This is a genomic window from Maridesulfovibrio ferrireducens (genome assembly GCF_016342405.1).
Taxonomy (GTDB): domain Bacteria; phylum Desulfobacterota; class Desulfovibrionia; order Desulfovibrionales; family Desulfovibrionaceae; genus Maridesulfovibrio; species Maridesulfovibrio ferrireducens_A.
Map to the genome: position 1 here is coordinate 24391 of NZ_JAEINN010000020.1, position 14935 is coordinate 39325.

Sequence of the window (14935 nt, forward strand, 5' to 3'; positions counted from 1 at the left end):
TCTTTTTTATACATTCTATGCTCCGCATGCTTCGCGGTATGAACACCAATTGCATTGTGCGGAGCGGATGGCTTTAAATTCAGATTCACAGATCATATTATTAATGATGAAAGTTGAAAGAGCTGGAATTTTTGTGCCTATAATATCAATTCTTTCTTCTTCATCCGTTTTGGAATCGAATAGAAATTTTTCGTGGCCGCTTTTTACAAGTTCAACAAGCGCAGCCTGACGGGGCATTACTGATGAAGTTTGATGGTCCATCAATAAATAAAGAGGAAGTTGAAGACTGTCGGCACTTGATTTTATTTTTTCTAAAAAATCGGCAGAGTCGTGATACAGACTTTGCGGGTCTTCCAGTATTGGAGTCCATATTTCTGAATTTTTCCAGAATGATTTGCGGGGCATGTGTAACTGCCCTGTTTTATAATCAATAACGTAGCGGGAGTCGTCACGGCTATCCACTCTGTCAATTCTACCGTGAATTTGTACCGGATATTTATCAAGAGTCAGAATTGCCTGTGCGTCTGACTCCAAAGCAATAACTTTTGTTTGTCCGATATTTTTAAGAAATAAAGTGAGCCTGTTTTTACCAGCATGCTCAAGGGACTTTTTAATGTCATAGGGCAGATTGGGGTAGAGTGAATCCCGTTCCAGACGCATCATGAAAAGCTCATTCAGTTCACTGAAGTTCAAATCTTTACCGCAAATTTCATTGCCTAGATGCGGAGTCAGAAAATCTTTCAGTACTGAATGGATAAGTTCACCGAAACCAGCGCGGTCTCCGTCCAGATCAACCGTAGCGCTTTCTCTCACGTTTGACAGATAGCGGAAAAAGAACAGCTTGGGACAGGTGACATAGCAATCAATAGCTGAAGGCGAGAGCCCCTTGTGTTTAAGCATATCCTCAAGTTTTTCGGCGACAGGTTCTTTTGCTATCGGTGCGGGGATATTCAGTATTGCTCCCACTGGAAAGTTGATTGCTTTCAAAGGAAAGTTTTCGCCGGGAGTGATTATCTTTTTAGCTTTCTGTTCAAGTTTCCAGAGAAGCTGTTCAACAAATCGGCTACGCACGCTTTTTGAATCTAGCAGGCCGGGCTGAACTCCGCTCTGATAAAATATGCACGCTTCTTCACTGCCCATGATAAGTCGATAAAAGTTATATGTAGCAACGCTTTCCCGTTCATGCGAATCTGGAAGGTCCAGCAGATATCTTAGCTGATCCGGCAGAAGCGGATCATAAGGATCTGTTCCGGGAATTTTTTCGTCTACAGTGTCCAGAATGAAAGTACGTTTGAAGTTAAGCAGCCTGCTTTCAAGCATACCAAGTACCTGCATGCTGGAAATAGGGTCCGGTTCAAAGGATACCCGCTGTGATGAAAGAAGCTGCCTGAATATTGAAAAGGATAAAGATTGTCCGAAATTTTCCTCACTGATAGAGCTTTCGCGAAGTTCAGGAATAACTTCATTCATCAGACGGAACAGACATTCCGAGTCGAGCAGGTATCTCTGCCACAACGTTCCGCCGCGTAAACGGAGCATTTCCGCCATATGTTGTAAACTGTCGGCAAGTTCTTCGAGAGTTGTAATTTTTGCAAAGCCGTCAATACAAAGTCCTAGAACCTCAGCTCGCAATTCTTCTGTTGTGTCGGAATTATCAATAAGATTTCCGTTTTCATCGCTGTATACCGGAATAAATTCTTTTGGATCGGCATAAGGTGAACCACTTCTGAGCACTGTTTCCCATTGATGAAAAATTGTTCTCAGCGGTTGTTCGTCATTAATTTCAAGCATTTTTAAGTAAGGGTGCCTGATCAGAGCTAAAATATCTTTCCAGTAATAAGTTTTACCGTTTTTGTTTTCCTGAAGTTTTAAAATGGCTTCGAGAAGACCGTTCAAGGCGGAGCGTTTAAGCGGATAGCCCATACTGATATTTATATCATGCTCGGGCAGATGGTGCATAACGGGCAGTAAAAGCGAAGTGTCCGGCAGAACCACAGCGCATCCTTCATATGATCCGGTGGAAAGCTCTTCACGCATGGCGCAAAGTTGTGAATGCCGATCGAATCCTTCAAAGAATTTTAGTTCGGGCAGGGCGCAACTGCCTTCGGAGATATCGTCTGATACCGCTTCGGCTTTCCAGTTTCGCATCCAGTTACGATGTTCTTTTACTGCGAAATGTCCTTGTTCCCTTAAGGCTAGAGCCGGGTCGCTGTGCCAGATGACCCGCAAATCTAAATTATCCCAGAGATGATGGAAAAATTTATCTTCAACTCCGCTGAGACCATAAAATCCGGCAAGGTATAATTTTTTGCCTTCTAAAATGTTATCCAGCTTATCCAGATTTTGGGACAGATTGCGGTTTTCAAGTCCTGTGGTGGACCAGCCTCTTCGGTCGAGAGCTTCTACATATTTTATAAAAATCAGTTCTATTTCTTCCAGCAGGGCGGCTGCCCAGTCGAGCACTTCACCTTGAAGCATGGACAAGTTGCGGGGTTTAACGTCCTGCCGGAGCATTTCTTCCAGTAGGGAGGCGAGCCTTGTCCCCCAAGGGAAAAACTTTTGCAGATCAACGGGTAGTTTAGATAACAGGCCGGTTGATTCCGCCCGAAGCCCTTCTATTATGTTAAAGAGCAGCCCGACTTGATCAAGTTTGCCGATTTTGCGTGGGAAAGTTCCCGTAAGTTTCGGCATGAGTGAACTTACAAAGTCTGAAAAAGAGTAAATCTCAGGCAGAATGCAAGGTTTCGGAAGATCATCCGAAGCGGCAAGAGCTTTCTTTAAATATCTGGCTGGTCGGTGATGCGGAACAATAACAATTGTATTGCTTAAATCTCCGTCAGATTCATCTATTAAGATAGAACTGAAATTTTCGATGAAATCTTTTTTCCACGAAATAACGGTGAAAGGTGAGCGGGTGGTCATATCGTAACCTCCCGTGTGAACTTTTCATCAAGGTAGACAAGGAGTCCCCGCAATTCTTTTTGATTTCCGTACATTTCTTTCAGCAACCTTAAATATCTTTTAACTTGTTTTTCATTTTCAGGAGACGGAGAGCCTGTTTTGTATTCAACCACCAAAGCATGGTTTTCTTCGAGTAGAAGTAAATCCGCGCGGTGTGTTTCACCTTTGCGGTCCATAATGGCGACTTCCGGTCTTCCTCGTTCAATGGCGGCGCGCACATCTTCAACGGATATTGCCCAGCTTGTCATGCTTGCAACTTCGGGAATTATTTTTTCGCGTTCATCGGCAATGGCGGGAAATTGTGCAAATGCCGCTTCGGTGCTTCGTAAGCTGTCCGCTTCATTGTCGCCAGTGAGGATAAGATTTTCCATAGCCTTATGTGCAAGTTCGCCACGCATACGGGCATCGTAGGAATAGTCTTCTAAATTATGGCGGTAAACTCTAAGTCTTGGAAGCCATGCCATAAGTTCCGGCGATTGCAGTTCAGAATATTTTGAATCGCTCACAGGATCTGTGCCTGTCTGGTTGAGGTCTTCCTGTTCAGAATTATTTTCCTGTGGAGATTCGTTTGCTGTTGATAAAGATTCAACCTTTACAGGAGCGGTTCCGTGTTCCAGCAGTCCCAGATCATTAAAACGCCCTTCAAGTATTGTTTCAATGGCGGAAAGGGCCGGAGTTACGCTTTTAACTTTTTCAGACGGCAGGAATCCATATAGTTCATCTCCTGCTCTGGTCCATGCAACATATAATAAGTTGAGTTGTTCAGTGAACATGCGGGTGCGGTTTTCGTAATAAGTATCGCCCAGAGCGCTGCTCATGGGGGTCAGCAGAATTTTACCGTCCACTTCAATGTCGGTGAACGTGGTATCTGATCCTGATACCGCCCAGTTGTGAAAGGGAACGATAATTACTGGGAATTCAAGTCCCTTTGACTTGTGGATGGTCATGATACGTACAGCATTGACTGATTCAGGGAGAGGCACTTTTTCTTCTGCGGATGATATTTCCCAGAAATCGAGGAAAGCGGCGAGTGATGTGCCGCGTTTTTCTTCCGCAAGGTGAACGACTTCCAGAAATCTGCGAATATAAAGTTCGTCCTGCGGGCTGTTTTCTATGATTTGGAAGCGTGAAATCATCTCGCTTGCAAGATCGTAAGGAGTCATCAGGCCGGATTTGCGCAAAAATGGCGAAATGTGATAATTCCAGAAGTCAGGGAATTTTTCTGAGAAACGGCGGTAGAGCGGGCCTTTATCTCTTGATCCCAGCCAATTGACGATTTCTTCATTAGAGATAGCCGAAATGCGTTGGAAAACTTCCTTCCCGCAAATAAATTCCAGAAAAGCAAGATCATCTTGCGGATAATCGAGAAATTTAAGCAGTGATACAATCTGCCGCACAACTGGATGACGGTCGAGCTGAAGGCTGTTTTCAGTAATCACCGGAATTGCTTTTTCCACCAGCCAGTCACAGACAAGCTGGGCATGTCCGTTGGAGCGGACAAGTACGCATATGTCTTTGTATTCTCTGCGTGGGCAAAGGTTATCCATAAGTATGTTGAAATTACGTTTTGTTTCAGCTTCTATTTCTGACGAAGTTTCAGCAAAAAGTTTTAGCAGTTTAACATATCCACCTTCGCGGGGCTGATCGGGCGGAAGTTGTTGCGAGGCTCCTTCAAAGGATGAAACAATTTTTTCTGCAAGTTCTGTCTGTTGATCTTCCGGTCCGTTCGGATAAAGAATTTCTGCTAAATCTGTTGCAACGTCGTAATCGGCAAGAGCGTCAAAGAAAGAGTTGTTGAACTCGATAACTTTTTCAAGGCTGCGCCAGTTGTAATCAAGGTGTCCGGGGGTAAACTCTGAGAGTGCGGCAAGTTCCGGTTCGTCTGCTATTTCATCAAAAAGCTCAGATCTTCCGCCTCGCCAACTGTAAATAGCCTGTTTAACGTCGCCCACATAGAACAGACTGCCGTTTTTGGATAAACATTCGACAGCGAGCGGGATCATTGCGTTCCATTGCGCAAGACTCGTATCCTGAAATTCGTCAACAAGCAGGTGATGCAATCTCGATCCCATGCGGCAGAATGCATCCGGCAGGGCTTCACCATTTTGCAAAACATATGATGCTACCCGTGGGAGTGATGAACTGAGCAGCATTCCGTGAAGGGATTGATATTCAATGATGTCATCACGAATTTCTTCGACAATTCTTACGAACGGGGCAAGTGCATATGCTCCGCGTAAAATCATGGCTTGGTCGCGGTAAAGTGTGTGTTCTTTTTTCAGATCTTCGTAAATTTTTTCATGGAACGAGTTTATATCGCCTTTGGATTTTTTATTTACGCAATCCACAAAGCTTTCTTTTGAGAGCATTGTAGATTCTTTAGGTTCTCCCATAAAATCAAGAGATGCTGCGTGGGCCAGATATTTAAGAAGATGGCTTGAGGCGGCGATGCTTTCATTCTCTATTAATGAAGACATGGTAGAAACGGCCTTCATAAATTTATCAAAATGGGATTGAAGCAGTCCGGCTATTTCTTCCTGATCGGTAAGCCTTTCGCCTGGACATTCAAGAACGTGTTCAAGAATCCTGATCAGTCTGAACCGCATCTGTTCAGCCAGCCAGAACCCTTGTTTGTTTTCTTTGATAACAAGGCTTTCAACCGCATCATCCATCAATTTTTTGCGATATTCGTCACCTTCTTCACAGTGGGTCAGAAATTTATTGAAGTTCGGTTCAAAAAGGGTGGCAGGGTCGAAAAGTAGTTCAAACTCGGGACTTAATCCCAGCTCAAGGGCAAAAATGCGGACCAGCAGATTCAGCAGACTGTCGATGGTTCGGATGTTGAGCCTGTTGTAACGCTGCAAAATGGGCATCAGCTGTCTCTTGGCCGCACCGGGAGTCCAGTCACTACCGAGCCCGTCACCTTCTATGTCCAGCGCTCTGTTCTTTAAGGAGCGCACGACCCTTTCTTTCATTTCAGCGGCGGCTTTATTGGTGAAGGTTACAGCCATTATTTCCGGCCAGCAGTACCCTTTGGCCTGCGATGATTTGCAGACGGGAATTGAATCTTCTTCCTGTGATCCGGCAAGAAGAGATAAAAAGCGTGCGGTAAGTTCGTAGGTTTTACCTGATCCGGCGGAAGCTTTAACCTGTTTGAGCATTATGAGAACCTTTTAAGCTGTTGAGTTATATTGTCTCAGTTTGCTGGTTTAGCACGCGGGACGTAATTTTTCCTTCCATAATAATAATAAGTACGGCTGAAACGATAAGCATACTTCCGAGATATCCGGTCCAGTCGAAACTTTCATCCCACCACCACCAAGCGAGTATGGCGGCCATTACCGGCTCAATTGTCGCAATGACGGCCGCATTTGTAGCCTCAAGCCACCGCATACCTGCATAATAAAGGGTGTATGACACGTAGGTACAAATTACCGCAAGTGTGATAATACATATCCAGGAAGTGGGCGTTTTGTGGTGAAATTCGAAAAAGGGAAGCAGCCCTGCCGCTCCGATTGGAAGAGCGTATAGAAAAATAGTCGGAGTTGTATAGCGGGAGAAAAATGTTTTGCCGAAAATGAAATAGAGTGCATAGGCAAACCCGGATGTCAGGCCGCACATAAGGCCGAACCATGTGAAGGTTAATTCTTTTCCGGTTCCGAAAATTTGAGGCCCGAGTGATACGCAGACAACTCCGATAATTGTCATGGAAAGGGCGCATAATTTAATCGGTCCCATTTTTTCGCCGAGGAAAAGCCATGACATGAATGCAACCCATGCCGGGGCCGTATAAAGAAGAACCGAAGCAAGAGCGGCGCCGACTCCTTGCACCGCAAGCTGATAAGAACCGTAAAAAACGGTAACTCCGACTATCCCGAAGCATACTACAAATGGTATATCTTTGGTGGCAATTTTGAATGCGCGTATACGGTATGCATGGACAGCGAAAAGTATCCATGCGAAGAGAGCTCTCCAGAATGCGTTTTCCAGCGGGGGAATTCCTTGTTCAAGCGGGAATTTTGAAACAGGCCCGATGAGGCTCCACATGACTGCAGCTATAAGTATTAGTATGCACCCTCTTAAGTTCACGTGTGGCCCTCTAATGTTCTGGTTTGATATTAAAAAATAGTAGTTTTATTTTAAATTTTATAGTTGGATTGAGTTTCAAAGTTGTATGCTCTTTCCCTCGCATCGTCAAAGACCTATCGCAGGATAGAGGCGTAAAACGTCAGGAGATTAATTGTGGATAATAAGAATTTAAAAGAATGTTCAAAGGTAGTTGCAACGGAAAGTGATGAAGGGTTGCGGCTTGATAAATTTTTGATTGTGTTACTTCCCGAAACAGGTTTGCGCCAGCGCAGAAGAATTGTTGAAAATGGTCTGGTTACTGTAAATGGACGGAGCGCAAAACCCAGTCTTAAAATGTTTACGGGCGCAGAAGTCGTACTGTTTGAAAGAACCGACGCGACCAGCACCGAAGATATTCTGCCGCATCTTTCTATCATCACGGAGACTGACGACTATGCCGCAGTCTTTAAACCTGCTGGAATGCACTCAGCTTCGATTGCAGGAAGTATGGAAAGCTCCGCGCAGGATTGTCTTGATGAACTTTTCATGGAGAAAACACCGATTCTGGTCAACAGACTGGATCATTCAACCTCTGGAATCTTGCTGGTAGCATTCGGGCATGAACAGGCCCGGTTGTTTAAAGAGTATGAAGAGGAAGGAAAAGTCGAGAAAGAATATTTCGCCAGAGTTGTCGGAAATCCTGATTCTGAGTTTGTTGTCAAAAAAGAATTGGATACGGATTCACGTACTGTAACTAAAGTGCTGAGCGAAGATGCAGAAAGACTCCGCTGGAGTTATGCTGATCGCGTTGCAGATCTCGGTAACGGCATTACGCTTGTGAAAGTCAGGATTGCAAAGGGCGCGCGCCATCAAATAAGAGCGCATCTTGCATACGCAGGATTCCCGATTGTAGGTGATACTGTTTACGGTACAGCATCCGCTGACGGCAAAATGTATCTGCACAATCACCTTATTTCTTTTAAAGGTTTCAAGGCCGAGTGCGAACCTGATTGGGATTAAGTTAAACAGTTTTTATTATAAAAGAGAAAGTCCCCTTGGAGCTGTGTGCTTCAAGGGGACTTTTGTTCTTTTCGTATATCCAATCTTCTACATCAATAAAGCCTTGGCAAAATCAGCACCGTTGAAGGGACGTAAATCTTCCATTTTTTCCCCGAGCCCTATGAAGGTGATGGGGATTTTGTGCTGCATGGTCACGGCAATCATGATTCCGCCTTTTGCTGTTCCATCGAGCTTGGTGAGGATTAATTCATCCACTCCGATTGCTTCGTTGAAAAGTTTTGTCTGAGACATGGCGTTCTGACCTGTTGTTGCGTCAATGACCAGAATGCTGCGGTGCGGCGCTTCGTCGTGCTTTTTACCGAGAACTCTTCTGATCTTGAGTAGTTCTTCCATCAGGTTTGTCTTGGTGTGCAATCTTCCCGCTGTATCAAGAAGCATGAGGTCATAGCCGTTTTTAACTGCGTAATCGATGGCTTCATATGCGACTGCGGCTGGATCGGAACCCTCGTCTTTTGCGAAGAAGCCTGCCCCGACACGTTTAGCCCATATTTCAAGCTGTCCGATGGCTGCGGCGCGGAATGTATCACCTGCGACGATGAGAACTTTGCGGCCCTGCATCTGTTCGCGATGGGCGATTTTTGCAATGGTAGTTGTTTTACCGACACCATTCACCCCGATCATCATTACGACTTCGGGAGGGTTGAAAGCTTTAATACGTTTGGGAACTTTGAATATTTCGTCAAGTTCTTCACGAAGAAGATCTTTGAAGTTTTCCGGGTTTGTTTCTCCGCTATTGCGGATTCTGGTTTTCATGCGCTCTACAAGCTCGGAGGTTGCTTCGAAACCAACATCCGCCATGATCAGAATTTCTTCAAATTCTTCCCAGAAATCGTCATCAAATGCACTGTGACTTGAAAGAAGAGCGTCAAGGCGTTTGGTAATCTGTTCTCTTGTTTTGGACAGTCCTTCGGAAAGTTTAATAAAGAGACGGCTTCGTTCATCTTCTTCATCTTCCAGTTCAAGAGCGAGAGCTAGACGGTACTGCAATTCAGAGCGGAATTCGTCAACATGTTCGTAGTCCATGTCGTCGAGCCATTCTTTAAAGCGGGAAACAAAATCTTCAGCTTCATCTGCGGGAGCTTCAAGAGCTTTAAGCAGGAATGTCAGACGGTCCCAGAGGTCGTCTTCGGCTGTGTCGATTCCGTCGAGGATAAGATCGAGCCATACGGACAGGCGCGGATCAGCTTGCTGGAGAGCTTTGGTGAGATCGCGTTGCCATTGGGGCTTGTCGGCATCAGATTTAGTTTCTGTTGCCATGACAGGTTCTATAATTCTTGCTTTACCGGCAGATTCAGGAACAACAACTGTTTCAACTACTGGAGCAGATACAGGTTCCTGAGTTGGTTCCGGTTCAAATATTTTTTCTGGCTCTGGAGCTACAATAGTTTCAACGACTGGGGTTGAAACAGGTTCTGGAGCTGGTTCCGGCACAGGTGTCGGTGTAACTTCTGCCTTGGGTTCGGGCTCAACTACTTTTTGTGGCGCAGGAGGTTCTTGTGGTGCAGGAGCTTCCGGCTCAACTTTTTGATCGAGCTGGTCCGCTTCACCTAAATATTCTTTGAGAGCTTTCGCGGCTCTTTCTTCCGGGCTTACCCATAATTTTTTTACTTTAGAAAAGAATCCCATTGAAATCCCCTTTAAAATCTATTTTGAACAGCGGAAGATAGCGCAGTCGGAGCCGATACGCAACTATCCATAGGTTACGACTTCGTTTGTTTTTATCAATGTGATGGCTTACCCTTTTTTAAACTATATATATAGTGTGAAACAAGTTTGTTGAAATTTACTCATCTTACATATACATCTGTGCAAAACGCAATTAATGGAGACTTTTTATGAAAAGAACATGCATAAAGGCAGCTTTGAATGCGGAAAGCCCAGTATCCGAGATACTTATCAAAGGATGGGTCCGTACTAAGCGTGATAGTAAAGGGTTTTCATTTCTGGAAGTAAACGATGGTTCCTGCATCACGAATATTCAGGTTATCATTGATCATACTCCTGAAATAGAAGCTGTTCTGGAACATATATATACCGGAGCTTCTGTCAGTGTGGTTGGAGAGCTTATCGAGTCTCCGGGTAAAGGACAGAAGTGGGAAGTTCGCGGTAAGTCAGTTGAATTACTGGGTGTTGCTGATCCGGAAACATTCCCGCTCCAGAAAAAACGCCATTCAGATGAATTCTTGAGGACAATAGCTCATCTTCGTCCTCGTACAAATAAATTCGGAGCTATGTTTCGCATACGTTCCGAGCTTTCCTTTGCTGTACACCAGTTTTTCCGCGATAAAGGGTTCTTCTATGTTCATACCCCTATTATCACCGGTTCAGATTGCGAAGGTGCAGGAGAAATGTTCAGAGTTACTTCTCTCGATCACGACTCACTTGCCAAGCTTGGCAAAGCGGAGCAGGGCGCGAATGATTTTTTCGGGCAAGAGTCCCATTTAACCGTATCAGGACAGCTTTCAGCAGAAATGTATGCGTTGTCACTTGGTAATGTTTATACTTTTGGGCCTACTTTCCGTGCTGAAAAATCCAATACGCCGCGCCATGCAGCTGAATTCTGGATGATTGAACCTGAGATGGCTTTTGCCGATCTTGAAGATAATATGGATCTCAGTGAAGAGATGGTTAAATATCTCATCAGTCATATTCTTGATAAGTGTGCAGATGATATCGAGTTGTTTGCTAAATTTGTTGACAAAACTTTGATGGATACTCTTAAGAATATTTCAGAGAACACTTTCGAACGCGTTGCTTATACTGACGCAATTGAGCTTTTGAAGACTTGTAAAAAAGCGAAAAAATTTGAATTCAAGCCTGAATACGGTCTTGATCTGCAAACTGAACATGAGAGATATCTCACTGAAGAGCATTTTAAGAAACCGGTTATTGTATATGATTACCCTGTCGAAATTAAGCCTTTCTACATGCGCCTGAATGATGACGGTAAAACTGTTGCCGCCATGGATTTACTGGTTCCTAGAATCGGTGAACTTGTAGGTGGTTCCCAGCGTGAAGAAAGACTTGATGTGCTTGAGCGCAGAATTGTAGAGACGGGAATGGAAACAGAAGATTACTGGTGGTATCTGGACAGCCGCCGTTTCGGAACCGCGCCGCATGCCGGATTCGGAATGGGCTTTGAGCGCATGCTTATGATGCTCACCGGAGTTACGAATATCCGCGACGTAATACCTTTCCCGAGAACTCCTAAGAATCTTGAGTTTTAGATTTTAACTTGGATATTACTCGTATCCCCCTTCTATATATATAGAAGGGGGATACTTTTTTGGTTAGCTTATTTTAAAGGCATAAGCAGCAAAGTAACTAACTGCTCAGGTTTAGTTGAATTAGGGTCATTCATATATTGTTCGTAGCAAGGGCCTTCAGCATGTTCCATGCCGCTTGCCGGCAACCATTTCATATAGAACTCCACCCATGAATCATGAAGGGTGTCGTAAGGTCCGAGGTGTGTGGTTACGGCGAACTTGCCACCCGGCACATCTTTAAACTTTACCACTCCTGCATTGTCCGACTCATTGTCTACGGTAATGCATGCTTCGGAGCGCAGTTCTGCCGCAGGAACTTCTTCTGGGTTATCGTGGTATATTCCGAAAAATCTTGTGCGTTCATTGTAAATACCGTTCGGTCCGGCCCACCCGCAAAGTTTGCCCCAAGCTTGATCAACTTCAGTGTAGGGGCCGACATGTTCAACATAAGCAAGCTTCATAGGGTCAAGGGTCCAGATTTTTACGTCCATTTCGTGCTCCGTTAAGTTAAAGTTATATTAATAAATGCCTAAATAAATTTCTGTAATCAAATCCTTCGGAGCTGTGTCTTCAGGGGTATTTATGTATTTTTCAAAGGAAGGAATGTTGTTTTTTAGCTGATAGCTGCTTGTAGGAAGCCATTTTCCGTAAAACTCCCGGTACGCACTTTGAAGCCCTTCGTAAGGTCCGTAGTGAGTTCCGACAGCGTATTTACCGCCGGACACTATTTGGGTTCCGATTTCCCCTTCCGGCATAATACTGCCAGAGGTGCTGATACTCGCATCATATCTTATTTTACCTAGCGGCGTTACAGACGGATCGTCATAGCATATCCCTATAAACTCAGTCTGAGAGTTCAGCAGTTTTTTTAGAGCAGCCCATCCGCAAAGTTTCTCCCATGCTTTTCCAACTTCAAAATATGATCCGATATGCCGGATGAAAGCTACAGATATATCCTCTCGTTCGCGGACGTCGACTTTAAGAGTTATCGGGGAACCGTTTATTGTCAGTGTCTTCGGTAAAGGGGCCGGGGAATAATAAATTCCACTGCTTACACGTGGACTGGCGAGTTCTCTAGATTTTAATCTGTAGTCGCTGGGTGGCAGTCTAAACATTTTTTTGAATGCGCGACTGAATGTTTCAGGTGATTCATATTGAGCATCAAGGCTGATGTTAATGATGGTGTCATTTTCATAACAAAGTTTATAAGCTGCTTTTTCAAGTCTGAGCCGACGGATATGCTCTTTTAGACTTTCGCCGGTCATACCTTTGAATATCCGGTGAAAGTGCACGATTGAAAAACAAGCTGCTTCTGCCAGTTCTTCTGAGGGAAGTTCCAGGTCCAGATTTTTCTGAATATAGAGCAGAACGTCCATCATCCGTTCATTATATGGCTTCATAAGATTCGACATGAATAATCCTTAATATTATTATGAGCTTTATTGCATGACATTTTTTATCATTTTGAATTTGTCTTAAATCAATGTTCTAAGAATTTGAATGTAAAAAAGACATTCCGGTTGCTGAATTTACAGGTATCGGTTTAATCTAAGCATATGAATAAGTTTAAACGAATCTCACTTTGCATTGCTGTAATCCTTCTTTTTACTTCATGTAATTCAGTCAAAAAGATCACAGGAAATCCCTGTGTCAGCAATTCTACAACGAATACGCAGAGAGTTGTTGATTCTGCCGCGTGTGCGGTGAAACAAATGAGACTCGATCTGGATGGTCCGACGATTGATTACCTGCTTGAAACTTCAAGAGCTGTTTTCATTTTTCCGGATGTGTACAAGCTCGCTTTTATGATTGGAGCCGAGGGCGGGGCAGGTGTGCTGTGTGCAAAAGACAGCACCGGTTTTTGGAATGGCCCGGCTTTTTATACACTGGCAGGCATAGATATCGGAATTCAGGGAGGAGTGGCCGGTAAGACCATAATGATATTCCTTATGAATGATGAAGCGCTGGAGTCAGCCATTGCAGGAAAGATCGATTTATCGCTCGGAGTTGATCTTGCCATAGGTCATCTCAATGATCAAAGACACCGGGGAGTTTTGATTTCGAAGGAAATGTGTTTCCACTGGTTTATCAAGCCGGGGCTTTTTTCGGTTTTTCATATCGGACCGGCTCACTCATGGTCGGCAAAGAAAGCAACAAGGCTTATTATGGAAAACCCATCAGTGTTAAAGAGTTGCTCATGACTCACGAGCATGACAAACCGGAGGCGGATGTCCTTTTTAACGTGCTGATGGGAATTTAATTCAACCTTCTTGGATGTTGTCCATGACCTTCTTCCGTTCTTTTGTATATTGGAGAAGGTCTTTACATATAAATTGTGTGCTGTGGTAAAAAGCAAAAAATTGTACCATCTTCTGAAGGTAAAAACGTCTGGTAACACCTTCTTTACGTAAGGCTTCAAGTCTTTTCAGAGCTGCATCGAACGCGTTTTGCAAGGCCTCTTCATCAGGTGTTTTTCCTGCACTTATGGCTCGCATTGACTCCGCGGATACTTTTGAAAGAGTTCGCAGTTCTTCCTTCATTATGATTTCGTATCCCTCACCGTGAACATTATTAAGAGCGTGGAGCATTGCCCGCAGGTGAGATCCGCTTTTTTCCAGAGTCCGCACTTTTAAACCGAGCAGATCAGTGTCTTCTATATATAGAAGGCTTTCATGTCGCAAAACCTTCATGTAGGTTGCACGGTTAAGGGCTACCTTGTTATTGAAAGAGTCGAGCATTTCGGTATCAAGCTCAGTTTGCTTGTTAAGAAAGCTTTCCATCAGTGCTTCATAATGGTCGGCGCATTCAGAAAATTGGCTGCACAGACTTCCTTTTAAAGAGTCAGCCGCTCTTAAGGGCCAAATTAATACACTTACCAGAAAAGCACTGGCAACTCCGATAGAGATTTCCACTACTCTGAACAGCCCGAATTCTATACGGTGGGCTTGTCCCAGACTTGCGAGAGTAACGATAGTGGTTGTAATTGCGGCCATGCGGTAGCGTTCGTTATATCTTGTCATGTATGCACAGAAGCCGACTGAAACAAAAAGGGACAGAAGCGTCATAGACGGAGTTTCCGGGAATACGACTATGCAGAGTATGCCGATAAGAGCGCCGATGGCTGTGCCTGAAAAGCGGTACCAGCACATTCTGATGGAGTCCGCAACATTGATCTGCATGACAATTACCCCTGACAGGGCGGCCCAGTATCCATAACTAAGATCGAAAAGGCTTGCAGCTGTATAGGCAGTAACTGCGGCGATACCTGTTTTTATGCCGTGTTTAAGATGGGATACTTGTGAACGAGGGTCGGATATGCTCATTAGAAAACCTTGAATGTGGTTAGTTGTTAGTGTGACTGACTCTCAGAGAGCCTCGCTTCGTGTTGTTCATTATGTATAGCAACATCAGCAATAGCAAGTGTGAGAGTGTATCATCTAATTGTATCAACAATAATTCAAAAACCTGTTGACGTGGAGACGCGATTCTCATAGAACCTCTTTCTCGGGTCGGCAACGGCTGAACGCCACAGCATCTCCCGGGATTTTTTTTGACTGACC

The 14935-nt window shown here is 44.3% G+C and carries 10 protein-coding genes; 3 read left to right on the forward strand and 7 right to left on the reverse strand.

Annotation, left to right across the window (positions count from 1 at the left end; translation table 11 throughout):
* Positions 1–15 precede the first annotated feature (15 nt).
* From JEY82_RS17395 to JEY82_RS17405, 3 genes are read right to left on the reverse strand one after another with little or no spacing between them, the layout of a single operon-like run.
* Positions 16–2922, reverse strand: coding sequence for a PD-(D/E)XK nuclease family protein (locus JEY82_RS17395; protein ID WP_304087956.1), 2907 nt, complete (start codon positions 2920–2922; stop codon positions 16–18).
* On the reverse strand, positions 2919–6122 hold the full coding sequence (locus JEY82_RS17400) for an exodeoxyribonuclease V subunit beta (protein ID WP_304087958.1): 3204 nt from the start codon (positions 6120–6122) through the stop codon (positions 2919–2921). Before JEY82_RS17400 ends, JEY82_RS17395 begins: the two co-directional genes overlap by 4 nt.
* A gap of 25 nt (positions 6123–6147) precedes the next feature.
* On the reverse strand, positions 6148–7050 hold the full coding sequence (locus JEY82_RS17405) for a DMT family transporter (protein ID WP_304087960.1): 903 nt from the start codon (positions 7048–7050) through the stop codon (positions 6148–6150).
* Between the two features lie 153 nt (positions 7051–7203).
* Here JEY82_RS17405 and JEY82_RS17410 point away from each other — a divergent pair, with 153 nt between their 5' ends.
* Complete coding sequence (locus tag JEY82_RS17410; protein ID WP_304087961.1) at positions 7204–8049, forward strand: RluA family pseudouridine synthase; 846 nt, start codon at positions 7204–7206, stop codon at positions 8047–8049.
* An 87-nt stretch (positions 8050–8136) separates the two neighbouring features.
* On the opposite strand, the gene ftsY is transcribed toward JEY82_RS17410, so the two are convergent.
* Positions 8137–9735, reverse strand: a complete 1599-nt coding sequence (gene ftsY / locus JEY82_RS17415) for a signal recognition particle-docking protein FtsY (protein WP_304087963.1) — start codon at positions 9733–9735, stop codon at positions 8137–8139.
* Between the two features lie 209 nt (positions 9736–9944).
* On the opposite strand from ftsY, the gene asnS reads away from it, so the two are divergent.
* Entirely contained in the window at positions 9945–11336 is a 1392-nt protein-coding gene (gene asnS, locus JEY82_RS17420) for an asparagine--tRNA ligase (RefSeq protein ID WP_304087965.1), read from the forward strand.
* 68 nt (positions 11337–11404) lie between these two features.
* On the opposite strand, the gene JEY82_RS17425 is transcribed toward asnS, so the two are convergent.
* Positions 11405–11866, reverse strand: a complete 462-nt coding sequence (locus JEY82_RS17425; RefSeq protein WP_304087967.1) for a GyrI-like domain-containing protein — start codon at positions 11864–11866, stop codon at positions 11405–11407.
* 27 nt (positions 11867–11893) lie between these two features.
* Complete coding sequence (locus JEY82_RS17430) at positions 11894–12787, reverse strand: GyrI-like domain-containing protein (protein WP_304087968.1); 894 nt, start codon at positions 12785–12787, stop codon at positions 11894–11896.
* 659 nt (positions 12788–13446) lie between these two features.
* Here JEY82_RS17430 and JEY82_RS17435 point away from each other — a divergent pair.
* Positions 13447–13635, forward strand: coding sequence for a YSC84-related protein (locus JEY82_RS17435; RefSeq protein ID WP_304087971.1), 189 nt, complete (start codon positions 13447–13449; stop codon positions 13633–13635).
* A 1-nt stretch (position 13636) separates the two neighbouring features.
* Here JEY82_RS17435 and JEY82_RS17440 read toward each other — a convergent pair whose 3' ends face one another.
* Entirely contained in the window at positions 13637–14698 is a 1062-nt protein-coding gene (locus JEY82_RS17440; protein WP_304087972.1) for an FUSC family protein, read from the reverse strand.
* Positions 14699–14935: the final 237 nt, after the last annotated feature.

What these genes read in the sequence shown, in the direction of transcription:
- JEY82_RS17395 (WP_304087956.1), bottom strand. Translation starts at nt 2,922, where the DNA reads ATGACCACCCGCTCACCTTTCACCGTTATTTCGTGGAAAAAAGATTTC.
- JEY82_RS17400 (WP_304087958.1), bottom strand. Translation starts at nt 6,122, where the DNA reads ATGCTCAAACAGGTTAAAGCTTCCGCCGGATCAGGTAAAACCTACGAA.
- ftsY (WP_304087963.1), bottom strand. Translation starts at nt 9,735, where the DNA reads ATGGGATTCTTTTCTAAAGTAAAAAAATTATGGGTAAGCCCGGAAGAA.
- asnS (WP_304087965.1), top strand. Translation starts at nt 9,945, where the DNA reads ATGAAAAGAACATGCATAAAGGCAGCTTTGAATGCGGAAAGCCCAGTA.
- JEY82_RS17425 (WP_304087967.1), bottom strand. Translation starts at nt 11,866, where the DNA reads ATGGACGTAAAAATCTGGACCCTTGACCCTATGAAGCTTGCTTATGTT.
- JEY82_RS17430 (WP_304087968.1), bottom strand. Translation starts at nt 12,787, where the DNA reads ATGTCGAATCTTATGAAGCCATATAATGAACGGATGATGGACGTTCTG.
- JEY82_RS17440 (WP_304087972.1), bottom strand. Translation starts at nt 14,698, where the DNA reads ATGAGCATATCCGACCCTCGTTCACAAGTATCCCATCTTAAACACGGC.